The organism is Algoriphagus mannitolivorans DSM 15301, assembly GCF_000429425.1.
Lineage (GTDB): Bacteria > Bacteroidota > Bacteroidia > Cytophagales > Cyclobacteriaceae > Algoriphagus > Algoriphagus mannitolivorans.
Genome location: NZ_KE386902.1, coordinates 312,381 through 335,092, shown reverse-complemented (window position 1 = coordinate 335,092; position 22,712 = coordinate 312,381). Strand labels below are relative to the sequence as shown.

20 protein-coding genes are annotated in these 22,712 nt (G+C 43.3%); 5 read left to right on the top strand and 15 right to left on the bottom strand.

Going from position 1 to position 22,712, the window contains the following annotated elements; translation table 11 throughout:
* The 4 genes from G458_RS0118490 to G458_RS0118475 form a co-directional block, all read right to left on the bottom strand.
* Positions 1–3,159, bottom strand: a complete 3,159-nt coding sequence (locus G458_RS0118490; RefSeq protein ID WP_026953220.1) for an efflux RND transporter permease subunit — start codon at positions 3,157–3,159, stop codon at positions 1–3.
* Positions 3,160–3,161: 2 nt separating this feature from the next.
* A complete protein-coding gene (locus G458_RS0118485) occupies positions 3,162–4,214 on the bottom strand; it encodes an efflux RND transporter periplasmic adaptor subunit (RefSeq protein WP_026953219.1) in 1,053 nt (350 codons plus the stop codon).
* Positions 4,215–4,233: 19 nt separating this feature from the next.
* Entirely contained in the window at positions 4,234–5,604 is a 1,371-nt protein-coding gene (locus G458_RS0118480; protein ID WP_035468466.1) for a TolC family protein, read from the bottom strand.
* A gap of 71 nt (positions 5,605–5,675) precedes the next feature.
* Complete coding sequence (locus G458_RS0118475; RefSeq protein ID WP_026953217.1) at positions 5,676–6,137, bottom strand: GbsR/MarR family transcriptional regulator; 462 nt, start codon at positions 6,135–6,137, stop codon at positions 5,676–5,678.
* A 112-nt stretch (positions 6,138–6,249) separates the two neighbouring features.
* On the opposite strand from G458_RS0118475, the gene G458_RS0118470 reads away from it, so the two are divergent.
* On the top strand, positions 6,250–7,158 hold the full coding sequence (locus G458_RS0118470) for a Nif3-like dinuclear metal center hexameric protein (protein ID WP_026953216.1): 909 nt from the start codon (positions 6,250–6,252) through the stop codon (positions 7,156–7,158).
* A 56-nt stretch (positions 7,159–7,214) separates the two neighbouring features.
* On the opposite strand, the gene G458_RS0118465 is transcribed toward G458_RS0118470, so the two are convergent.
* The 3 genes from G458_RS0118465 to G458_RS0118450 all read right to left on the bottom strand — a co-directional run bounded on the left by G458_RS0118465 (position 7,215) and on the right by G458_RS0118450 (position 8,617).
* Positions 7,215–7,709: a Dps family protein gene (locus G458_RS0118465; RefSeq protein WP_051287433.1), complete on the bottom strand. Its 495-nt coding sequence runs from the start codon at positions 7,707–7,709 to the stop codon at positions 7,215–7,217.
* A gap of 264 nt (positions 7,710–7,973) precedes the next feature.
* A complete protein-coding gene (locus tag G458_RS0118455; protein ID WP_026953214.1) occupies positions 7,974–8,399 on the bottom strand; it encodes a sll1863 family stress response protein in 426 nt (141 codons plus the stop codon).
* A gap of 23 nt (positions 8,400–8,422) precedes the next feature.
* Positions 8,423–8,617 carry a CsbD family protein gene (locus tag G458_RS0118450; RefSeq protein ID WP_026953213.1) on the bottom strand — a complete coding sequence of 65 codons (195 nt, stop codon included), beginning with the start codon at positions 8,615–8,617 and terminating at the stop codon, positions 8,423–8,425.
* Positions 8,618–8,874: 257 nt separating this feature from the next.
* On the opposite strand from G458_RS0118450, the gene G458_RS21720 reads away from it, so the two are divergent.
* Positions 8,875–9,042: a DUF1328 family protein gene (locus G458_RS21720; protein ID WP_026953212.1), complete on the top strand. Its 168-nt coding sequence runs from the start codon at positions 8,875–8,877 to the stop codon at positions 9,040–9,042.
* Between the two features lie 330 nt (positions 9,043–9,372).
* Here G458_RS21720 and G458_RS0118435 read toward each other — a convergent pair whose 3' ends face one another.
* The 8 genes from G458_RS0118435 to G458_RS0118400 all read right to left on the bottom strand — a co-directional run bounded on the left by G458_RS0118435 (position 9,373) and on the right by G458_RS0118400 (position 17,960).
* Positions 9,373–10,821, bottom strand: a complete 1,449-nt coding sequence (locus G458_RS0118435; protein ID WP_026953211.1) for an ATP-binding response regulator — start codon at positions 10,819–10,821, stop codon at positions 9,373–9,375.
* A 1-nt stretch (position 10,822) separates the two neighbouring features.
* The gene (locus G458_RS0118430; protein ID WP_026953210.1) at positions 10,823–11,272 is read right to left on the bottom strand and encodes a response regulator; all 450 of its coding nucleotides are present in this window, start codon (positions 11,270–11,272) and stop codon (positions 10,823–10,825) included.
* Positions 11,273–11,286: 14 nt separating this feature from the next.
* Positions 11,287–13,167, bottom strand: coding sequence for a sensor histidine kinase (locus G458_RS21575; protein ID WP_051287429.1), 1,881 nt, complete (start codon positions 13,165–13,167; stop codon positions 11,287–11,289).
* Positions 13,164–14,558 carry a sigma-54-dependent transcriptional regulator gene (locus tag G458_RS0118420; RefSeq protein ID WP_026953209.1) on the bottom strand — a complete coding sequence of 465 codons (1,395 nt, stop codon included), beginning with the start codon at positions 14,556–14,558 and terminating at the stop codon, positions 13,164–13,166. The genes G458_RS21575 and G458_RS0118420 overlap by 4 nt, the downstream gene beginning before the upstream one ends.
* A gap of 23 nt (positions 14,559–14,581) precedes the next feature.
* Positions 14,582–14,926, bottom strand: a complete 345-nt coding sequence (locus tag G458_RS0118415; protein ID WP_026953208.1) for a response regulator — start codon at positions 14,924–14,926, stop codon at positions 14,582–14,584.
* A gap of 181 nt (positions 14,927–15,107) precedes the next feature.
* The gene (locus tag G458_RS0118410) at positions 15,108–15,701 is read right to left on the bottom strand and encodes a gluconate 2-dehydrogenase subunit 3 family protein (protein ID WP_026953207.1); all 594 of its coding nucleotides are present in this window, start codon (positions 15,699–15,701) and stop codon (positions 15,108–15,110) included.
* 3 nt (positions 15,702–15,704) lie between these two features.
* Entirely contained in the window at positions 15,705–17,411 is a 1,707-nt protein-coding gene (locus tag G458_RS0118405) for a GMC oxidoreductase (protein WP_026953206.1), read from the bottom strand.
* An 87-nt stretch (positions 17,412–17,498) separates the two neighbouring features.
* Positions 17,499–17,960 (bottom strand): hypothetical protein, encoded by a 462-nt coding sequence (locus tag G458_RS0118400; protein ID WP_026953205.1) that lies wholly within the window; start codon positions 17,958–17,960, stop codon positions 17,499–17,501.
* 360 nt (positions 17,961–18,320) lie between these two features.
* Here G458_RS0118400 and tnpA point away from each other — a divergent pair, with 360 nt between their 5' ends.
* From tnpA to G458_RS0118380, 3 genes are all read left to right on the top strand, one after another.
* Positions 18,321–18,767, top strand: a complete 447-nt coding sequence (gene tnpA / locus G458_RS0118395; protein WP_026953204.1) for an IS200/IS605 family transposase — start codon at positions 18,321–18,323, stop codon at positions 18,765–18,767.
* A gap of 296 nt (positions 18,768–19,063) precedes the next feature.
* Complete coding sequence (locus G458_RS0118385) at positions 19,064–20,353, top strand: M20/M25/M40 family metallo-hydrolase (protein WP_026953203.1); 1,290 nt, start codon at positions 19,064–19,066, stop codon at positions 20,351–20,353.
* Between the two features lie 4 nt (positions 20,354–20,357).
* On the top strand, positions 20,358–22,217 hold the full coding sequence (locus G458_RS0118380) for an alpha-amylase family protein (RefSeq protein ID WP_026953202.1): 1,860 nt from the start codon (positions 20,358–20,360) through the stop codon (positions 22,215–22,217).
* Positions 22,218–22,712 lie beyond the last annotated feature (495 nt).

The window sequence follows — 22,712 nt, the reverse complement described above, 5'->3', positions numbered from 1 at the left end:
TTATACATAAGCCGCTGCTTCTGATTCAAATTCCTCGATAGGAGTATCTTCCAATGGAATCTCTTTTTTATCGGACTTTCCTATTCTGATTAGGAATCTATCAAAGAGGTAATAAATCACAGGCACCACGACCAAAGTCAGGAACATGGAGGAAAGCAAACCACCGATAATAACCCAAGCCAAACCGTTTTTCCACTCCGCACCTGCTCCCGAAGCCAAAGCAATCGGCATCATCCCGATCACCATTGCCAAAGTGGTCATCAAAATCGGTCGGAATCGGATCTGCACGGCTTTTTCCAAAGCTCTCCTGACCTCTACTCCCGCAGCTTTTAGCTGATTGGTAAAGTCCACCAAAAGAATGGCGTTTTTTGCCACCAAACCCATCAGCATGATCAATCCCATGATGGAGAAAATACTTAGGGTGCTTTTACTTAAAGCCAAGGCCAACAAGGATCCAATCAAAGCCATCGGAAGGGAGAACATCACCACCAAGGGATAGACATAGGAATCATAAAGCGCCACCATGATCAGGTAGATTAAGAGAATGGATGCAATCAGGGCTATCCCCAAGCTTCCGAACCCTTCACTTTGGTTTTTCATGTCTCCTTCAAAGTTGATCTCCACTTGCGGAGGGAGCTTCAATTGTGCAATGGCGGTCTGTAATTCCGCGCCCACCGTACCAGAAGGGACTCCGGCCACTTGAGAAGACACTTTTACAGATCCCACACGATCCCTTCGCTCGAGCTTGGTAGGACCTTCGGACTGAGTCACCTGAGCAAATTGGTCCAGCTTGATTAATTGACCTCTGGAATTCAGAAATGTGATATTCTGGACATCGGCAATATTCTTTCGGTCAAATTCATTGAGACGGATCTGGATATCATATTCATATTCCCCATCGGTGTATTTGGAGTCTTCATTGCCATTGAAGGCAACCTGAAGCGTACCCCCGACTTGATCCAAGGAAAGACCTACCTCGTTCATTTTCAAACGATCCACTTCCACACGGATTTCCGGATTTCCGGATTCCAGTGAACTGGTGATTTTTCGGGTACCACGAATCCCCTCCAGAATTCCCATGATTTTATCTGCAGTTACAGCCACAGAATCCCGATCTGGTCCGGATACGATTACTTGAATCGGAGCATCATTGGCTGTGCCGAGGATAGAAACTGGTACAGCGGTGTATTCTGCCCCGACGATATTTTCCTCCAGATAATTTTCTACGTTTCTGGCATAATCTGGCCCAGAAAGGCTTCTTTGCCCCTTTGGAACCAGTTTAACTGAAACTTCAGCCGTGTATGGGGAGGATTGAGACCCGGTATATTGCCCACTGGAAATACCGACTTTGGTAAATACTTCTGTGACCTCTGGCAAGGAACGGAGGTAAGATTCCACTTCCTGGGTTTTGTAGTTGGTTTGTTCCAAAGTCGCATCCTTTGGCAATTCTAATCTCAAAATAAACTCACCTCGATCCCCTTGGGAAACAAACTCACTTCCAATCCATCCTCCGGCAATAAGGAAGAATGAGCCAATAAAGAGTCCAAAAGTGATCGCCAAAGTGGCAAACTTATTCGCAAACCCCCATCTAAGAATTCCCACTAGCCAATCCACAAATCCATCCAAGACCGCCTCAAATCCATGTACAATTCTTCCAAAAAAGGAAGTTTTGCTCAAATGCTCCAGCTTGGAAAAACGGGAAGTAAGCAAAGGAATCAAAGTAAAGGCAACCAGCAAACTGAATAATGTCGCTACAGCCACTGTGATACTAAACTGCTTGATTATCCCTGAAATCAAGCCTCCGGTCAAGGCCAAGGGTACAAACACCACGATAATCACCAAGGTAATGGAAACTACTGTGGCTCCGATTTCACGTATTCCATCATAGGAAGCCTGAGCGATGCTTTTACCCAATTCCAGATGTCGGTAAATGTTTTCGATCACCACAATCGCGTCATCCACCAGAATACCCACCACCAAGGATAGTGCGAGCAGGGACATCAAATTAAGTGTAAAGCCTGCCAAGTACATCACCGTAAAAGTGGCGATGATGGAAGCTGGAACAGCAATCATTACAATGACGGCATTTCGGATGCTGTGCAGGAACAGGAGCATGATCAAGGCTACCAGAATGATCGCAATGACCAAGTCCTTGATCACATCATTTGCCGCTTCAAGAGTAAATTCAGAACTGTTTTGGGAAATCTGGAAGGACAAACCTGAACTGCTGTAGGTTTGCTCCAGCGCATGAAGCTCTTTTTCCAAAATCTCGGAAACCTCCACCGCATTGGCGTCAGATTGCTTTTGAATAGTCAGACCGATCGCATCGTTATTATTTAGTCGGGTAAGGATAGTTTCATCTTTAAAAGCATCCAAAACCTCCGCTACTTCCTTGAGCTTGATCGGAGATTCATCATTTCGGTAGGTAATGACTAGGTTTTCAAGATCCTCCACAGCGTGGAATTTGCCAGCCAGACGGATCAATACCTGTCCCTCGTCATTTTTCAGACGACCAGTCGGAAAGTCCAAGTTGCTGGAATTGATCTTGGACATAACCATCAGAGGCGAAATTCCATAAGCCTCTAGTTTGTTTCGGTCCAAGTTTACCTTAATCTCCCGCTCGGTACCACCAAGCATATTTACCTGAGCAACCCCATTGATTTTAGCCAAGGAAGGTTGGATTTTGTTTTTGATGAGGTCATAAAACTCTGCCGGATTCAAATCAGAATAGACGGCCAGCTGCATGATCGGCATGTCATCCAAGTCAAATTTTCCTAAACTCGGTGGATCCGCATCATCCGGTAGATCTCCAAGGATTGCGTTGATTTTTCGCTGAGCCTCTTGAAGGGCCTGATCCACATCTGTGCCGGAGGCCAGCTCAATGGTCAGGATAGAGACACTTTCTTGAGAAATGGAATTCATCGCTTTGATGCCTTCCAGAGAAGCTACTGCATCTTCGATTTTCTTGGTCACGGAAGTTTCCACCTCGGAAGGGGCCGCTCCGGGATAGACCGTTGTGATGGTCACCACATTGGTGTCCATTTTTGGCAAAAGCTCATAAGACAGCTGGGTATAGGAAAACAGCCCCAAAAGTGTCAATATGGTAAACAGCACGACGACGAGCGTCGGTCTCTGAATGGATAGTTTTGTAATCTGCATGGTTATTGAACCTTGACTTTACTACCTTCTTTTATGTTGATCAGACCGGAAGCGATAATCTCTTCTCCGGCTTGAAGTCCGCTCAAGACTTCCACGGTTCCGTCTTCAAGAGGACTGATTTGAATTGGTCTGTAGACCGCCACTCCATCTTTTACAGTATAGACTCCCGGATCTTTCAAGCTTCCCACCACGGATTTTCTATTGATGGTCAGGACCTTGCTTTCTTGTGAAAACTGAAATTTGGCAGTGCCAAACATCCCAGGTTTAATCAGCTTTTGATTGGGACTCGTCATTACCAAAATCACCTCATATTTGAATGAACCATCTGCCTTATTGGAGATGAAATCCACCTTTCCTGCAAAGTCCTCTCCTTTGATGGCATTGACATTCACAGGCACCACGTCTCCCAATTTCACTTTGGAGATTTCATATTCGGTCACATTTACCGCCAATTTCAAAGGAGTGGTATTGATCAGATCCGCAATGGCCATTCCCGGACTTACCAAAGTGCCAAGTTCATAGTATTCTTCATTGATATACCCTGAAATCGGTGCCTTGATTTTCGTGTCATCCAGTCTTTTTTGAAGAGCTGAAAGTTGCGCATCAGCAATTTTGAAGGCCTTTTGACTGTCTTCCAGCTGCTTTTTGGTCACAGCATCTGTGCTGGCTAGGTTTTCAAAACGCTGCATGTCTTTCTCCGCCTGATCTCTATTCAGCTGGGCAATCGTATAATCCGCTCGGATCAATCGGTCATCCACCTGAAGAATGGCTTCTCCAGCTTTGACATAATCACCCTTGCGCTTGTAGATTTTGAGGATGGAACCGGAAGTTTCTGCCATAAGCTTAAGCTCTTGATTGGCTTCAAAGGTCCCGTTGGCTTCAAAATTTCTATTGACTGAGGATTCGGCTACTTTTTCGGTAGTCACAGAAAAAAACTCACTGGTCTTCATGGCCAGATTAGCACTTTCCTCCAGTTCTGTTTTATTCTTATAAAGTGTAAATGCAATGGCGCTGACCCCGATCAGCATAAATGCCACGATTAATAATTTTTTCATGGGAATGTTGGATTAGCTTTTATTGAATGAGGGACTTGATTCTTCCAGAGGAGTTGAGGATTTCCAGCTGGGCAATTCTTACTTGAATGAGTTGATTGTTGTAATTGGCCTGAGCTTGTCTTTGGGTAGCTTCTGCCTCCAATAGATCCGTCAGGGGACTTAGACCTTCCTTGTACAAAAGGGATGTTTCACGTAGGATATCCTGGGCTAGGGCCAAGTTGCCTTCCAAGGATTTCAGGGTACTTTTTGAACTGTAGTAATTGTTTAATGCACTTTGGTACTCTAGCTCTGCGGCATCAATAGCTAGACTCCGATCCAATTGCAGCTGTTGGGATTTGACTCGGCTTTGAGCAGCCTTGTATTTGGTCTGCATTCCGTCGAAAATCGGAATCTCCAGTTTTAGCCCTACCAAAAATCCCTGATACCAAACCTTGCTTCCCTGCATAAAATCGAATTCCGTAGCAAAGGCATTTTTGTTCCAATCCGCAAAACCTACCAATTGAGGTTGATGGCCGGCCTTGATATTTTTCAACTCATAGTCGTAAAGTTTTTCTTGGACTTCCAAAATCTGGATGTCCCGACGATCCTGAATATTCAAGTCTCTTACCTCAAAACTATCCAAGGAAGGATGGAAACTAGCAATGGACCTATCTAGCTGGATCGGAGTGCCCACAGGAATCCCCATGACCAGCTTCAAATAACCCTCTCGCTGATAAATAGCGATGTCAAGATTTTCCAATTCCGAACGGATGGAAGTAAGATTAACTTGCACTCGATTCCAGTCTACTTTTCGGGCCAAGTCATTTTCGTATTGAGCCTTGAGGATTTTTTCCAAACCAGAAAGTTGGTCTAGGTTGGAAAGGAGGTTTTCCCGTTGAAGGTGCAGCTGAATTGTGCTGAGATAGTTCATGGAAATCTCGTGGATCACATTCTCCTCAGATTGCTGCGCAAGGAGTCTGTAAAACTCCTCACCTGTCTTGGCGGCTTTAAGTCCAATCAAATAAGAATTACTAAAGATGAGCTGGTTTAGCTGAAGTCCAGCCTTCAAGGATTGAGGCACTCCAAAGGCGATGACATTGATATCTTCCGGATCACCTCCGAAAAACCCTCCTCCAGGGATTGCCTGAGGAAATACATCTACGAAGTTGTTGTAATTCCCGTAGGCAGAAAGCTGAGGAAGACCTGCTCCCCGGATTTCATTTCTTTGGAATTTGGCTTTATCCTCATCCAAAAGTGCCTTTTGGTAATTCCTGTTGTTTTCCAGACCAATGTGTATACTCTCTTTAAGGCTTAATGTATCTGGCAAGGAATACCTGGTTTCGGATGTTTGGGCTACCAGATACCCCGGGAACAGGAACAAATACGAATAGATCAGATACTTTCGAAACATGTTGTGATAAATAGTTGATTTAGTTAAATATGGTTAGTTCTGTATTTAGTGAACTAATGAGATAAATTTTTTTAGTGATACTGCTTTTTAAAACGCTCAAAAAGGATTGGAATCTCCTTTCGGAAAAATTCCAGGAAGTTTGAAAAGTCTTTCATTTTGGTGCAGAATTCTGAGCTTTTATCTTTTCGGGTGTCCAAAACCTCCTCCAGGAATCTTTGTATCTCCGCGATATTGAGTAATTCTTTCTCGAAATCAGACCGCCAATCTCCAAGCTTAAGGGAAAAATACCTTTTCCTATCTCCTGGTTTGGTATGATAAGTAACTCTTTCTTTGGCCTGTAAAAAGGTCAAGGCATTGCTGACTGCACTTTTACTTACTCCCAAATGCTCTACGATTTCATCAAAAGTCACCTCGGCATCCTCGTGAACAAGCATCAGTCCAATGATTCTGCCCACCAAAGGTTGCAATCCCTTATGCTCATGGAAAACACCGATCATCTCAATCAGCTCTTTTTGTTTTTCGCTTAGTACCATGCCTTCTTTTGATTACCTTGAGGTTTACGAGGCAAAGATATAAAAGTTTTGTTTGTTCTGTAAAAGAAGAACCAAAAAATATTTATAATCTTCCATCATAACCTAACAACCTATGTGGCAAAAACCCAAAATCACTGGAAAAAGCCGTCGGGATTTCCTCTTAAAAAGCAGCTTGATGCTCGGAGGAACCTTGGTTTTGAATCCAGAATTAGCCTTTTCTTTGGCGAACCGAAAAAACTGGACCGTCGGAGAAATCATTGACACCTTTGTATCTCAAGTTCCTACTGCCCCTTTCCAGCAAACGGTGGATACAATCAAGGTCGGGTCGAGAGACACCATTGTCACCGGTATCGTGACGACTATGTTTACAACCATGGAAATCATTCATAAGGCAATCGAACTCAAGGCAAACTTGATCATTCCGCATGAACCCACATTTTTCTCCGGACAAGATGAGACAGATTACCTTCAAGATGATCCTGTCTTTAGGGCCAAGTATGATTTGATGGAAAAAAATGGCATTACACTTTGGAGAAACCATGACCATGTTCACCGCCTTCAAGACGATGGAGTCAGAATCGGCGTAGTAGAAGATTTAGGGTGGTCTGAATATTATACCGCAGGAAGCCCTATACTCAATATTCCCAAAACAGATCTCAAAGGCTTAATCAACCACATCAAAACCCGCTTGGATGTACCTGCCATGCGCTATGTGGGTGATCTCAATCAGACGTGTTCCAAAGTACTTCTTCTTCCAGGTGCCGTAGGTGGAAGGCTACAAATCACCAGAATCATGGAGCACCGCCCGGATGTATTGGTCTGTGGGGAGTCCAATGAATGGGAGACACCGGAATATGTCCGGGCAGCCAATGAAATTGGAATGAAACTCTCCATGATAGAAATTGGCCATTCTGCCAGCGAAGAAGGAGGATCTGAATTTGTGAAAAAATGGCTCAACCAACACATGCCGGAGATTCCAGTTTACCACATTCCTTCCGGAAATTCCCTGAAAGTCTTTTAAACCAAAAATGGTTGCTTCTATTCGAAGCAACCATTTCTTTCTGGAAATAAGTCGGTTTATTTCCGATACATCGTAAACATCCACATTCTCTTCTCAAGGTCTCCGACGAATGCGGTCAGCATATCTTCTGTGGCAATATCTCCGGCTTCACCGGCAAATTCCGCTACTTTTCGGTGAGAACTTACCAATGTGCCTAATCCATGAATCACTTGATTGACACATTCCTCCTCGCCGGAAATATCCGTGATTTCCTTGTGTATGGTGTTTTTGAGGTAGTCTGAATAGGAATGCAAAGGGCGGAAACCAATGGTAATGATTCGCTCAGCCAGATCATCGATGTTTTGGTACAGCTGAGTATATAATTCCTCGAACTTCTCATGGAGTACAAAGAAATCTCTACCTTGAACATTCCAGTGAAATCCTCTTACATTTTGGTAAAACACATGGTAATCGGACAATAAATCATCCAGCATTCCATGTAGTTTTTTCATTTTCTTTTCGTCCAAATTCAAATGATTGGACAGCATTGCTTTTGTGTTTGTGGTTGTCATATTCTATTTGGTTTTGTTATTCCATATAGTCCAATAAGAAGGCCATAGGGCTCTAAAAAAAGGATATTTCATAGGTTCTGGGTATTCCAAATATGCTTTTGAAGACAGATCATCCTCCCAAATCAGGTTTGGAAGCGGAATTTCACAGGCAATTCTAGGTGTAGATTCATTCCACAATCCGTGGAAGCTATTACACAGTCTTACAGCAGTGAAGGCAAAAAAAGGGTTGGTAACCTACCAACCCCTTTTCTATTCCAGCACCCATTACTTATTGTCTTTATCAAAAGTCTCTTCGACGTTTGACTTCAGTTTTTTCCATTCCTTTTCAATATCCCGGGTAGTCTTGTTGACGGATGTTTTGATATCCTTCCAGGTATTTTCGGTGGCTTTTTCCAAATCGTCTATAGCTTTGCCAACCTCGGTTTTTTCCCGGTTTAGCTCGGCTTCCATTTCTTCAATTTCTGCTTTCATTTCAGCATTTGCCTTTTCCTTTTTCATTTCGAGCTGCTTGATTTCCCAATCAATGTTGGCTTCAAGCTCCTGAAGTTCTTTTCGCATTTCTGCTTTTTCGTCTTCAAAGTTGACCTGAACTTCTACTTTGTCTTTTTTTTCTGCTCTGTTTTCTGAACAGGACATTGCGGACAGACCGAGCGCTGCAGCTCCAATAAGTGCTAATATTCTCGTTTTCATCTTATTTGATTTAAGGTTAAAAATTAGAGTTGGTTGATCTCTTCTTTAATTTTATCGATGGAGCTTCCCAGCTTTCGCTGAAGCCTTCCCAGGAGCTCATCCTCCTGACCTTCTTCATACATCAGATCATCTTCTGTCAGGGAAGCATATTTTTGCTTTAGCTTTCCCTTGATTTCTTTCCAAGATCCTTCTATTCTAAATTTTGTGTCAGTTTTCATGAGTAGTGTGGTTAAATGAAACAATTGATTTGCCTAACAGAAATTCAATCCCAGTGCCAAGGCCAAAAAAGCCCGAAAATGCCCAAAAAAAGCCCTCCATTCTTTTTAAACTGTAGAAATTGAAGGAAAACTGGGGAGTGCCTTCTACACTTGAGACTGAAAAATCAACCCAAAAATGCCTCGAAGGCCATTTCCGGACCTTGGCACCTTTCTTTCTCTATACCAGTCAAATAAATTATTCACTAAACCAAAAAGCTATGTTACGTTGGGCATTAGGATTCTTCATAGTAGCTATTGTAGCTGCTTTATTCGGATTTGGAGGATTGGCCGCTGGGGCAGCTTCCATCGCAAAAATTCTCTTTTTCTTATTTATCGTTTTATTCCTACTCACCTTGATTTTTGGAAACAGGGTACTAGGAAAATAAATATGATTATCCGCAATTGCACCACAATCCAAAATTCCTTTGGTTTGGCGGTCGGAAGTCCGAAGACCGAAGACCGAAGCTGACTAAAACTGAACTTCAAGCGAGATTTTATTCACATTGTAAGGCCTACTGGTAAGAAAGCGGATATACATAAAAATTAAAATTGGCCGTCTCAAAACTTATTCAGGATCAATAAGGAATACATAATCTCCTTTTCAATTGGAAACTGATATTCCCTATTGGCCTGAAAATTAATTCTTGAGACAGCCTTTTTTCGTTTTCAGCATTTTTCAATCAACGGGCTATACTCAAAAGCCCTCTTCCAAATTATTACCCCGGAAGTTTGAATTCTATTTCAAAGACAGTTCCTTCTCCCACCTTACTATCCACCTGGATACCGGCATTATGACTGGAGAGAATATTTAAGGTAGAAGTCAGGCCCAATCCAGTACCTGTGGGCTTATTGGTGTAAAAGGGGTCAAAAATCTTCTTCAAGTCTTCTTTTTCTATCCCCTTGCCATTGTCAGCTATGCGGAGAAAAATAGAGTTGTTTCGAAGCATGGTTTGCACATTCAATTCTCCCTCAGCATGATCAATGGCCTCGATTCCATTGATCATAATATTGACGAGGGCAATGGAAAGTTTTTCTTTATCCACATAGACCCGGGGCAAGTCACTCGCTATCCCCAGCTCGATATCGATGCCTTTTAGCGTCGCTCTATCTTTGACCAGATCAATAATATCGCGAAGGATGACATCCAATGCGATCAGCTCTAATTGCAGGTCTTTCGGCTTGGAGGAATTCAGCAAATCCCCAATCAAGGACTCGATTCGGTTAGAGCTTCGCTGGATGATTTCAGTATAGACCGTGGCTGATTCATCAGCAAAAGCCATGTCCTCTTTCAGGTTATCCAAAGCCAAATTCAGATTAGTCAGTGGATTTCTGATTTCATGAGCTATCGTACGTGCCAATTTACCGGTCATGGACAGCTTCTCTGCCACCATCATATCCATCTCCAGCTTTTTCCACAAAGTCAAATCCCGGATAATTCCCTGGTAACACGAAAACCCATCTCCCTGGTCAGGAATAAAAATGCAATTGAAGAGACAAGTCTTCTGCTCTTTGTCGGAAGTCTGCAATACAACTTCAAAATCCTTCACTAAACCAATATCCTCAAGCAAACTTTTGCAGACTAGGAAGTCCTCCTTTTCCGAAAAAATCTCACTAAGATGAAGTCCAAATGAACTGCTCCGTTCATATCGAAAAAACTCAAAAAAGGAATCATTGATCTCGATAAGATTGAAATCCTTATCCGTCAGAAAAATCGAATCCAAAGATCTCTCAAAAAGAGAGCGGTACTTTTTCTCCTTTTCGTTAAGCTCCCGGATGATTCTACCTTGCCTCAGGGAATACCTGATGGATCTTTCCAAGATATCAGGCCTGAGATCCCCTTTGACCAGGTAATCAAAGGCCCCCGCCAAACTCGCATCCACATCGATCTGGGCATCATTTCTTCCCGTGAGAAGAATTGCAGGAATGAGAATTTTTTCACGGGTAAGTTGATCAAGGAGGGATAGACCTGTGGACTTCCCTAAGTAGAAATCAATCAACACCAAATCGTAATGTCCCTCCCGGATTTTTTGGATCCCCAAATCAGGGTTGGGCTCCCAGTCAAGTTGGGATCGGAAATTTTTGACATCAGACAGGTATTCCTGAATCAGGAACGCATCATCCTCATCATCTTCGATCAGTAAAATTTTGATTTCTTCTCTGTTCATTTCATCTGCTTTCGGGCAGAGTCACCGTTCCCAGCCAATAATTGCTGATTTCCCGGGTCACTTCCACCAAGTCTTGAAAATTAACGGGCTTACTTACGAAAGAATTTACTCCCAAATTGTAGCATTCCAGGATGTCTGAGTCGGCCTTGGAAGTCGTCAAGACTACCACTGGAATTTTTCTGAGAACAGGGTCCGCCTTGATCAATTTTAGCGCTTGCCGACCATCCATTTTGGGCATGTTGAGGTCCAAAAGAATCAAACCCGGAACCGCACAATCGGCTCCTTCAAACTTTCCCTTTTTGTTCAGAAAATCCAGTAATTCTTCTCCGTTTTCCACAAAACAAACCACGTTGGGAATGTTATTTTCCCTTAGGGCTTCCTGCAAAAGAATTTGATCATCCGGATCATCATCCGCCATCAAAATGGTCGCTTTATGGTTTAATTTTGGCATTGAAAAGGGTTAATTTATGATACTGCGGGTAAGATAAGAATAAAATCGGAGCCCTTCCCTTCGGCACTTTGAGCGGAAATAATCCCTCCATGATGGGAGACGATCTTTTTACAGATCGCCAGTCCAATTCCAGTACCTTCAAATTCATTCCTTCCGTGAAGCCTTTGAAACACGTTGAATATTTGCTCTGAATATTTTTTATCAAATCCTATCCCATTATCAGAAACGGTGATTTTGACATAGAACTTGTACCGGGGGGTAAAATTATACTCCTCAGTAAGCTTCAAAGCTGAGATTTTTTCTCCTGAGATTTTGATCAAGGGAGATTCTTCCGGCTTTCTAAACTTAATCGCATTGCTGACCAAGTTTTGGAAAAGCCTGTGCATCTGCCCTTTTACGCCTAAAATCGGAGGGATATTTTCGATCTCCACTTTGGCGCTCTCTCTGGTAACCTGATCTGATAAGTCATCCAACACTTCCGCCATCAGCTGATTGATATCCACCTTTACCGGTAGCTCACTGCTTCGGGTAATCCTCGAAAAGGCCAGAAGATCCTCTATCAAATTTTGCATTCTTTGAGCGGCCACCTGCATTCGCTCGATATAATGCTGGCCTGTATCGTCCAGTTTTTCTTGGTATTTGGAAATTAAGCGATCTCCAAACGACCTGATTTTGCGAAGTGGCTCCTGCAAATCGTGGGAAGCTACATAGGCAAACTGCTCGAGATCCTCATTGGAACGCTTCAGTTCCAAGGTGTAATTTCTCAATTGGATCTCGGTGTCTTTTTCCTTGGTGATGTCAGAGAAAGTCACCAAAAAACCATCATCCAGCTTGACAGCTAAAATTTTGAACCAAACTTTAGATCCATCCAAGTCATATTCTATCTCGGTCCTCAAGTCTTCCCCAGTCTCGGTGACATGAATGTACTCCTCCAATAATTTGTACCTATTTCCGGGAAAAATCTCAAGAAGCCTTTTTCCGATCATCTGTACCTGAGTTCTGTTGGTCATCTGGGTGGAGGCTTCATTAGCAAGGATGAAGCTGAAATCCACAATTTTCCCTTTTTCATTTCGGACGGATTCAAAAGCCATAATTCCGTCACGGGAATTATCCAGCACGTTTCTCAGGAGATTCCCGGTAGTAATCCGTTTTTTGGTCTCTTCCTGAAGATCATTCAGGGCTTTTTCCAGGTTTTTGGATTTTTTATCCCTCTCCTCCAGCAACAAAACAGCTCGGGTAAAAAGTAACAGCACTCCGCCGAAGGCAATCAAGGCAATCACGAGCAGATTGACCGGGGTGAGATCTTTGAATCCACCCTCATCTTCCAAAGCTGCAGAGATGATTTGCCGGGATGAGGCATTGATCCTTTCTGCCACTTTTCGGATTTCAGCCATGTTTTTCTTACCGACCTCTAGAAGCCTCACTTCCTCTTCTTCCAAAGGGGAATATTTCCAATTCGTCGCCCGAAGGATTTGCTCAATGATTTTCAGCTGAATTCCTACCAGACTTCTGAGCTTGTCAACATCGCCTTTGATGCTCGGGGCAAATCCAGCGACGCTATCCAATTTGTCCAATTCCCCGGAGATAAAAATCTGAGCATTGTAGTAGGGCTCCAAATAACTTTGGTCAAACGTCAACTGATACCCTCGATGGCCAGTCTCAGCATCCTTGACCAAAGACAGCACTTGGGTGGTCGTCTGAATGATGTAATTAACATTTCGGATATTTCCAACGGTCTGTATATAGTTATTCAGATTCCAATAAGTCCAGATGCATAGCATTATCAGCAATCCCATGATCAGGGAAAAAAGCAGACGCAAACTTTTCAGATTCATCGTCTTAGCATTACCAATCGAAAACTCCTCTTTCCCTATTGGGATTTTTTCCTTTTTCAATAGTTCTGGATATTGTAGAGTTTCAGCTTATTGTAAAGAGTTTTGCGATCAATATTCAGCAAATCAGCGGCTTTGGATTTATTGAACCTAGTCGCCTCCAAAGCATTCATGATAGCCTGTCTTTCGGCTTCTCCAGAGGCAGACTTTAGAGAATGACTGTCTTCCGAAGAGGAATTTTCCTGCTGAACTTGAACTCTGGGCTGGGTGATTTCCTCAGGAAGTGCATCTGGCTGTACTAGGTCACCTTGAGTCAACAGCACTGCCCGCTTAACCACATTGTTTAACTCCCTCAGGTTGCCATACCACTGATAATTCATAAAATGATGCAATACCTGGTCTGAAAACCCCTTAACATCCTTGTTGAGGGATTGGTTGGCAAGCTCGAGAAAGTGTTGAGAGAAGGACAAAATGTCGTCTTTCCTTTCACGGATGGGCAAAAGATTGATTTTAAACTCGTTGATTCTGTGGTAAAGATCCTCCCGGAATTTTCCCTCCTTAATTGCGTCGATCAGATTTTCATTGGTAGCAGCTATGATCCTTACATCGATGGGAATATCTCTTTGCCCCCCGATTCTTTTAATTTTTCGTTCCTGAATTACCCGAAGCAGTTTGACCTGATTTTCATAGCTCAAGTTTCCGATTTCATCCAAGAAAATGGTGCCCCCATTGGCGAGTTCAAAACTTCCGACCTTGTCTGCGATGGCTCCGGTGAAGGATCCTTTCACATGTCCAAAAAGCTCACTACCTGCCAGCTCTTTAGGCAATGCCCCGCAATCAATAGCAATAAATGGCTTTCCGGCTCTGCTACTTTTCAGGTGGATGGAATTGGAGACAAACTCTTTTCCGGTACCGGTCTCCCCAATAATCAAGACCGACATGTCTGTTGGACCAATCAGGTCGATGTGCTGCTGCACTTTTTTGGAGGCCTGGCTTGAACCGGGAATAAATTTGGGAGATAATTCTTGAGCCTTCGCATTTCCTTTTGGATTACTTGGACTCTGCCCGGTTTTCTGTTGATTCTTCTCCTGATTTTTTTGAATGGTCTCTTTGACAGTTACCAGCAATTCATCCGGATAGAGCGGTTTGGTGACGTAGTCATTTGCACCGTATTTGAAAGTATCCACAGCTGTTCTCACATCACTGTAACCTGTGATAATTATGACTGCAGATTCAGGACTTAGTACTTTGATTTTTTGTAAAGCCTCCACGCCTGTCATATCGGGAAGGCGATAATCACAAAGGATCAAATCATAGGACTTTTCACGAAGAAGCTTCAAGCCATCGTCCGCCTTGTAGGCTACATCCACCTCGAAATTGGACTTTTTCAAAAAGTTGGAAAGGACTCTGCAAAGGTCCTGATCATCGTCGATTACTAATATTTGCTGGTTCATGGGCTGAAAATATTCTAGTGAAATTATATGGCTGAAAGTATCTGAGCCACCTTTTTCTTGGTGAACGGTTTGGGAAGAAAAAAATCCGCGCCTGATTCGAGGACTCTTTTCTGTTCTGTGTCGTAGGCACTGATGACTATAACCTTTTGAGTTTTGGGATAATCTTTCATGAAATCGAGCATGTCATAGCCACTTCCATCTTTCAGATTTAAATCCAGAAAGATAATCTCGTATTGATTGGTCTGGAATCTTAGCTTGGCTTCCTGAATGGTATTTACAAATTCATTGGATACTCCTAAGGACTTTAACTGCACGGATAGTAATCTGCACAAATCAACTTCATCATCTATTATCAGGGCATTCTTCATGAAAGTTTTTTTTCTTCTCCCCTATACTTGCAATACCATGCCAATTGATAATCCCAATCAAACAGCATGTTTACTCCTTAGTGGGAATTTTATTCCACAACATTTTGTGGAATTTTTTCCACAAATAAAAACCCCTTCCCATGGAAGGAAAAGGTCTATGTTGGAATAGAGAATCTAAAATTTATAAACTCCAAGTATTTCCTACATCTGACAGAGGAATACAGCCCAAATACTCTCCCGGAATAGGATCATAGCTCAGTACATTTTTCCCGATTTCTTCAGAACTGAAATATGCCCAAAGCGCTGTGGATTTTAAGCTTCGATAAAATCCGACTGGTTCGCGGGGACCTACAGCTCCACCCCAAACAGTTTTTGGGAATTTGGGGGAATTCGCTTCATGCTCTTTGAAGCAAGCTTTTTTGTCTTCTTCAGAAAGCTCGGCAAATACTTTCCCATACTTCTCCTTGCAGTCTGCATTGAATTTTTCGATGTCTGCAACTACCTGTTTTTGTCCAGCTTCATCGTAGGTTTTTGCATACATCAGGTCGATGAAAACGTCTGCTTTGACATCCAAGCCGCCAGGGGTTTCTGTCTTGGGTAAAAGAAAATCCACAAAGGATGTAATGAACCTTGCCTGGTCTTCAGAGAGAAATTGAGGAGTCCAAGTGAGTCGATCCGTTTTTGCACAAGCCTGAAGCAAGCTGAGCAAAGTCGGTGCTCCGGCCGCTGCTCCGAGCGCTAAAGCTGATTTTTTGAGTGCGTCGCGTCTATTCATGGCTTAGAGATTCATTTTTTTAAGTTCGGACACCGCATGATTAGCAGCTCTGGCAGAAAGGGCCATATACGTCAAGGAAGGATTCACACAGGAAGAAGAAGTCATGCATGCCCCATCCGTAACGAAGACATTTTCGCAGCCATGAACCTGATTGTTGCCATTTAGCACAGAGGTTTTTGGATCGCGACCCATTCGGGCAGTACCCATTTCATGAATCCCAAATCCCATCTCATGCTTATTGTCAAATTCCATGATGTCCTTCAGTCCCGCTCTTTCTAGCATTTCTTTAGCATCCTGTCTTGCCTGATCATTTAGCGCCAACTCATTGGTTTTCCATTCTGCATCTATAGAAAGGGTAGGCTGTCCCCATTTATCCAAGACCTCCTTGTTGAGGTAAACTTGATTTTCATGATACGGAAGACACTCAGAAAATCCTGTGATAAAAAACTCCCAAGGTCCCGGTTTCATCAAGCTATCTTTGAAGTTTCCACCAAAATCCTCCTGATTACTTCCAGCACCCCAGCCTGATCTTCCACCACCGCCTTGGAAGCCAAAGCCCCGGACGAATTTATCTGATTGAGGCCCGCCTTTGAGATTGACATAGCGAGGGATATAAATCCCGTTTGGCCTGCGTCCTTTGTAATACTGATCTTCAAATCCCTCCACAGTTCCCATGGCTCCTACCCGATAAGTGTGATCCATCAGGTTGTGACCCAATTCACCTGAATCATTACCCAATCCATTTGGAAAACGGCTAGAAGTCGAATTCAGCAATATTTGAGTTGTACTTAAAGTCGAAGCATTGACGAATACAATTTTCGCCTTGTAAACAATATCCTCCCCAGTTTCTGCATCGATAATCCGAACGCCAGAAGCTTTACCTTTTTGCTCATCATAAACGACAGATTGGACAATGGAAAATGGGCGGATGGTCAAGTTTCCAGTAGCGTTTGCAGCTGGCAAAGTCACTGCATTGCTGGAAAAATAAGCACCATAAGGACAGCCCCGATCGCATCGATTTCGGAATTGGCATTTGCCTCTTCCATTCAAAGGTTCGGTCAAATGGGCCACTCGGCCGATAATCATATTTCGGCCATTAAATTCTTTTTCGATTCGGGCTTTGACGTGTTTCTCCACACAGTTCAATTCCATAGGGGGTAAAAAATGGGAATCCGGCAACTGAGGCAATCCCAAAGCTTCCCCACTGATCCCAGCAAATTTCTCCACATGGGTATACCATGGCTCGATGTCCTTGTAGCGAATCGGCCAATCTACCCCATGCCCGTCTTTGGCATTTGCTTCAAAATCCAAGTCTGACCACCGATAGGTCTGTTTTCCCCAAAGAAGAGATCTTCCACCCATTTGATGGGCTCTGACCCACATAAAGGGTTTGACTTCAGTGTAGGGATTTTCGAGATCATTGGCATGAAAATGCTCATTGAAAGCCCCTATAAAACCAGACCTACCTCCTTTGGGATGCTTGGCTTTTTGCTCTGGAGTGAGTCCTCCCCGAAGCTCATGTTCCCAAGGATCCAAGGTCATAGTGGGGTAATCCACCACATGCTCCACGATTCGTCCCCGTTCGAGGACAAGTGTTTTGAGCCCGGCTTCGCAAAGTTCCTTTGCAGCCCAGCCCCCGCTGATTCCAGAACCAATGACGATGGCGTCATAGGTTAAGTTTTTATCAGCATCGATGTTAAAATTGGCCATTTCAATAGGTTTTTTAGGAACCTAATAATAGCCAAAAAACAGACAAAACCCTCCATTTCCATCAATCTTAGAGGATAAACAGGAAAATCACTCCAAAGAAAATTGTCCAAAAAACCCGGTACCCATGACAGGCTCCATATTCACTTCGTTGAAAGCACTCCCGGAAAAGGAAACATTGTAGGCCACATTATCTCTGCAGGAATCCTTCCAGGTATAATTTCCTGAGGAAGCATTAGCCCCAAATCTCCAAATTGGATTGGAAATTGTCAGACACTCTTTGCCTTGAATGGTCACGATCAATTTCTGATCAGAGGTGATTTCAAAGGTTGCTTTTGTACCCAGAGGAAAAGGAGAGCCAGGATTTGCAAAAGTCACCACACACTTATAAACTCCTACGGCTGAAGCAGGAATCGTTGCGGCAATTTCCCCGGTAGCGATCGCAGGAGAGCAGGAAGCTCCATTGCAACCTTCAGAACCGGGATTTTCATCTTCAGAATTACAGGAAGACAAGGCCAAAAGAAGTAGGAAGGAGAAAATTAGATTTTTCATGGATTAAAGAATTTGTATGATTTTCAAAAATCCCGAAAAGACTAAGGGCAAGGAATACGTCAGATGACCTAGATTTTAGCGGTGAATATGAATATTTATTAAAGATCGCCCCGTTGGGGCTCTGGTCTAAGTTTTTGCATCCAGACCCCAAATTGAATTTGGGGTTAATATAGAACGCACCTTTGGTGCTTTTTTGAAACTGTCCAATTTCGGAAAAGTGCCAAAAGCACGCCCTGTTAAAGCCCAGAATTGAATTCTGGGTTTCTAATCAATTTTGTATTTTAAGAGTGCCAAAGGCCTGCCTGACCGTCAGGCAGGCACGATCTGTATTCCATTTTTCAATCGAAAATTTTTCAATCCATGCCTCAGTCCTTAGCCAAAGTCTACCTTCACATCGTTTTTTCTACCAAGAATCGAATCCCGATGATTTCAGAAGAAATCAGGCCAAATGCACAAGCCTATTTTGTAAAAGTTGGATCAAATCTCGGAAGCTTTACCGAGGAAATTTTCATGATGCCTGATCATATTCACTGGCTTTGCACCTTACCAAGAACAATCCCTATTGCCGATTTGGTGAAAAATGTAAAAATCTCCAGTTCCATAAAATACAAGGAACTTATTCATCAAAATTTTGAATGGCAAAAGGGTTATGGCGCATTTTCCGTTAGCCAATCCAAATTGGAAACCGTCAAAAAATATATCCAAACCCAGCAGACGCATCATCAGAAAATAAATTTCCAATCCGAATACCGAAGGTTTTTGGAAGAATATCAGATTGATTATGATGAGAAATATGTATGGGATTGAGGTACAATACAGATCGCCCCGTTGGGGCTCTAGATTGGTTGAATTTATCAGGGCCCCAAATTGAATTTGGGACTCTCACAAAATGCGCCTTCAGTGCTTTGAAATTCCAATCGATATCTGAAATAATGCCAAAGGCATTTTTGTAATAGCCCAGAATTCAATTCTGGGTAATAAACATAGATTCCGATGTCCAAGAAGAGCCCCTAGGGGGCGATCTGTATCAAATTTTTGATCCAATCACCCCTGATTAAAAATCCATCCTTGCCCCCACGCCGGATTTCCCCTATTTTCCACCCATGAAAAAAATTACCCTAATCATACTAATTGCGGTATTGCCGCTTTTCTCAAGTGCCCAGCAAAAACTCAACAAGGAGGAACAAAAGCTCCTCGAACTAATCGATAAAAACTATCAGGAGACGCTTTCCCTTTTAGAAGAGGTAGTGAACATCAACTCGGGTTCTTTGAATAAAGAAGGAGTGCGAGAAGTTGGGAGGGTTTTCGAACGGGAATTTCAAAAAATCGGCTTCCAAACTGAATGGGTGGAAGTACCTGCAGAAGTGAATCGTGCTGGGCATTTTGTGGCAACCCGAAAAGGAACCAAAGGCAAAAAGCTATTTTTAATAGGGCATTTGGATACGGTTTTTGAAAAAGACATGCCTTTTACCCCATTCACCTACTTGAATGACAGCACAGCTACTGGCCAAGGTGCCAACGACATGAAAGGGGGAGACGTGTTGGTTTTGGCAAGCTTAAAGGCACTTCATCAAATCGGCCTTTTGGATGATCGCACAATAACCGTGTATTTCAATGGAGATGAGGAAAGTACTGGGAATGAAAAACTTTCCAGAAAAGACTTCATCGAGCGGGCAAAACTACATGACATTGCCTTGGGCTATGAGACAGCACAGGGGTTTAGCACTGCTACAGTAGCTCGAAGAGGAGCAAGTGGCTGGAGACTCAAAACCAGCGGCAAACAATCTCATTCCAGCGGAGTCTTTGGGCAAAATGCCGGATATGGAGCTATCTATGAGGCTGCTAGAATTGTCAATGAATTCCGGGAAGCCTTGGCAGGGGAAAAATATCTGACTTTCAATCCGGGCCAGTTTGTAGGAGGATCTGATGTGAAATTTGATGAAATCACCGGAACTGCAACTGCCCTGGGAAAAACCAATATCGTAGCTCGAGAGGCTATTGTCACAGGAGATTTGCGTTTTTTGGGTGAAGCTCAAAAAGAAGCTGCAAGAGCCAAAATGCGAGAAATTGTAGCCAATAATCTTCCTCAAACCGGTGCAGAAATTACCTTTTATGACTATATCCCGTCCATGGAACCTACGGAAGGAAATTATGCTTTGGCTGAAGTATTAAGTCAGGTTTCTCAGGATATGGGATTTGGTATCGTCAAACCCGGAGATCCTGGAAGCAGAGGAGCGGGTGATATTTCCTTTGTGGCTGAATTCCTGGATTGCCTGGATGGCTTGGGTGCTTCTGGCTCAGGTGCCCATGCACCAGGAGAGACAATTAACATGAAGCAGTTCCCTGATTTGATCAAGAGAAATACTATTTTACTCTACCGATTGACCCGATAACCTGATGAAGAAATTTTTCATCCTAGCAGCAATGACTTTGGTTGTATTTTCCTGCCATGAGGCTGAGCTGCAAGAACCAGAACCTATGAAGCCTAAAAAAATCATCGTTTATCAGGTTTTCACCCGCCTGTTTGGCAATACCAATACCACTAACAAACCTTGGGGTACCAAAGAAGAAAATGGGGTCGGGAAGTTCAACGACTTCACAGATACCGCTTTAGAGGAAATCAAAAAACTTGGCGTATCCCACATTTGGTTCACGGGTGTGCCGCATCATGGCGTGATCGGGGATTTCCCGGAAATAGGTGTGAGTTCGGATGATCCGGATGTGATCAAAGGGCGAGCAGGATCACCTTATGCAGTACGGGATTACTATCAAGTCAATCCCGACTTGGCTGTGGACGTGACCAAGCGGATGGAGGAATTCGAAGCGCTAATTGCCCGAACTCACAAGCATGACATGAAGGTGATTATCGACATCGTGCCAAACCATGTTTCTAGGCATTACGAAGGAAAAAACAATCCAGCCGGGGTAAGAGATTTTGGAGCCGATGATGACATAACGATAGAATACGCTAAAAACAACAACTTCTATTATATCCCGGGAAAGGAATTTCAGGTACCTGTTTCCAAAAATGGATATCGCCCGCTGGGAGGAGAAAAGCATCCCCTTTCCGATGGAAAGTTTGACGAAAATCCAGCCAAATGGACCGGGAACGGCTCTCGACTTGCTCAACCCAACTTTGACGATTGGTACGAGACCGTCAAGATCAATTATGGAATAAGTCCCGATGGAAAAAAGGATTTTGCCGAGTTGCCTACCGGAGCAGATTCTTTGGATTGGGAAGCCCATTATGACTTTTGGCAAGGCAAAGAAGTGCCGGATTCTTGGAAAAAATTCAAAGACATCACCCAGTTTTGGTTGGGCAAAGGCGTAGATGGATTCCGCTTTGATATGGCCGAGATGGTTCCGGTAGAATTCTGGTCTTACTTGAATTCACATATCAAAAAGACCAATCCGGAAGCTTTCCTTTTGGCAGAAGTTTATAATCCTAGCCTCTACAGAGACTATATCCGAAAGGGAAAAATGGATTACCTCTACGATAAGGTAGAGCTTTATGATACCTTAAAACACATCATTCAGGGCCATGGGTCCACGGATAATCTGGTGTCGATTTTGGAAGGATTGAAAGACATCGAGCACCACATGCTACACTTTTTGGAAAATCACGACGAACAGCGCATTGCCAGTCCGGAGTTTGCCGGAAATCCTTGGAAAGCCATGCCTGCCATGGTCGTCTCAGTAACGATTTCTACTTCTCCGACCATGATTTATTTTGGCCAGGAAGTCGGGGAACCCGGGGCTGAAATGGCTGGATTTGGACAGCCCAGCAGAACTTCCATCTTCGATTACATCGGGGTTCCTCAGCATCAGAAGTGGATGAATGGAGGAAAATTTGATGGAGGACAGCTATCGGAAAATGAAAAAGCCCTGCGCAACTATTACTCCGAAGTTCTGAATTTCACCAGGAGCAGTTCGGCGCTGATGGGAGAGTATATGGAATTGCATTCTTTCAACCGAAAGCAAAATCCTGCTTATACCAACAAGACCTTCGCTTTTGCCCGATGGGATAAAAGCCAAAAGCTAATCGTGGTGACCAACTTCGATGAGTTTCAATCGGTAAAAACAACCCTTAAACTTTCTCCGGAACTGCTCAAGGCTTGGAAACTGGAAAAAGGCGAAAGAGAGCTCAAAGAGGTGATGTTTGGGAAAAAGAAGACCATGCTTCGTGTGACAGATAACGGTGCTGAAATCGACTTGGACTTTGGGCCTTGGGAATCGGCGGTTTTTGAGGTGAGGTGATTTTATTTCCCGCTGATTTGCACAGAAAAAGACGCAGATTTTCACGGATTATTTCTTTCTCGCTAAGACGCTGAAGACGCAAAGTTTTGTGCTAGATTTTTCCACAAAAAACTGAATTGGGACAGGATTAAGTTTCAGCCCTTTGCGCCTTTCCGGCTTTGCGAGAAATAGTCCTTCCTAACTAACCAAGCTGTTCAGGATTTGTAATCCTGAACTCAGGTCATAGGATTTCAAATCCGGATAAATTTAAGATGAGAAATGAGATACTAGAGATTATAAATCTTGGGATCAAACTTCGAAATGGCAAATCTCGAAGAGCTGATTATTTTATTTCCCGCAGATTTTCACAGAAAAAGACGCTGATTTTCACAGATTATTTCTTTTTCACTAAGACGCTAAAGACGCAAAGTTTTGCTCTCAGACATCCCAATTCAAACAAAATCAGAATGGGATTAGATTTTAACCCTTTGTGCCTTTCCGGCTTTGCGAGAAATA

Bases quoted from the DNA above. Each gene is read 5' to 3' on its own strand.
- G458_RS0118490 (WP_026953220.1), bottom strand. From the start codon at position 3,159: ATGCAGATTACAAAACTATCCATTCAGAGACCGACGCTCGTCGTCGTG.
- G458_RS0118485 (WP_026953219.1), bottom strand. From the start codon at position 4,214: ATGAAAAAATTATTAATCGTGGCATTTATGCTGATCGGGGTCAGCGCC.
- G458_RS0118480 (WP_035468466.1), bottom strand. From the start codon at position 5,604: ATGTTTCGAAAGTATCTGATCTATTCGTATTTGTTCCTGTTCCCGGGG.
- G458_RS0118475 (WP_026953217.1), bottom strand. From the start codon at position 6,137: ATGGTACTAAGCGAAAAACAAAAAGAGCTGATTGAGATGATCGGTGTT.
- G458_RS0118470 (WP_026953216.1), top strand. From the start codon at position 6,250: ATGTGGCAAAAACCCAAAATCACTGGAAAAAGCCGTCGGGATTTCCTC.
- G458_RS0118465 (WP_051287433.1), bottom strand. From the start codon at position 7,709: ATGACAACCACAAACACAAAAGCAATGCTGTCCAATCATTTGAATTTG.
- G458_RS0118455 (WP_026953214.1), bottom strand. From the start codon at position 8,399: ATGAAAACGAGAATATTAGCACTTATTGGAGCTGCAGCGCTCGGTCTG.
- G458_RS0118450 (WP_026953213.1), bottom strand. From the start codon at position 8,617: ATGAAAACTGACACAAAATTTAGAATAGAAGGATCTTGGAAAGAAATC.
- G458_RS21720 (WP_026953212.1), top strand. From the start codon at position 8,875: ATGTTACGTTGGGCATTAGGATTCTTCATAGTAGCTATTGTAGCTGCT.
- G458_RS0118435 (WP_026953211.1), bottom strand. From the start codon at position 10,821: ATGAACAGAGAAGAAATCAAAATTTTACTGATCGAAGATGATGAGGAT.
- G458_RS0118430 (WP_026953210.1), bottom strand. From the start codon at position 11,272: ATGCCAAAATTAAACCATAAAGCGACCATTTTGATGGCGGATGATGAT.
- G458_RS0118420 (WP_026953209.1), bottom strand. From the start codon at position 14,558: ATGAACCAGCAAATATTAGTAATCGACGATGATCAGGACCTTTGCAGA.
- G458_RS0118415 (WP_026953208.1), bottom strand. From the start codon at position 14,926: ATGAAGAATGCCCTGATAATAGATGATGAAGTTGATTTGTGCAGATTA.
- G458_RS0118410 (WP_026953207.1), bottom strand. From the start codon at position 15,701: ATGAATAGACGCGACGCACTCAAAAAATCAGCTTTAGCGCTCGGAGCA.
- G458_RS0118405 (WP_026953206.1), bottom strand. From the start codon at position 17,411: ATGGCCAATTTTAACATCGATGCTGATAAAAACTTAACCTATGACGCC.
- G458_RS0118400 (WP_026953205.1), bottom strand. From the start codon at position 17,960: ATGAAAAATCTAATTTTCTCCTTCCTACTTCTTTTGGCCTTGTCTTCC.
- tnpA (WP_026953204.1), top strand. From the start codon at position 18,321: ATGCCTCAGTCCTTAGCCAAAGTCTACCTTCACATCGTTTTTTCTACC.
- G458_RS0118385 (WP_026953203.1), top strand. From the start codon at position 19,064: ATGAAAAAAATTACCCTAATCATACTAATTGCGGTATTGCCGCTTTTC.
- G458_RS0118380 (WP_026953202.1), top strand. From the start codon at position 20,358: ATGAAGAAATTTTTCATCCTAGCAGCAATGACTTTGGTTGTATTTTCC.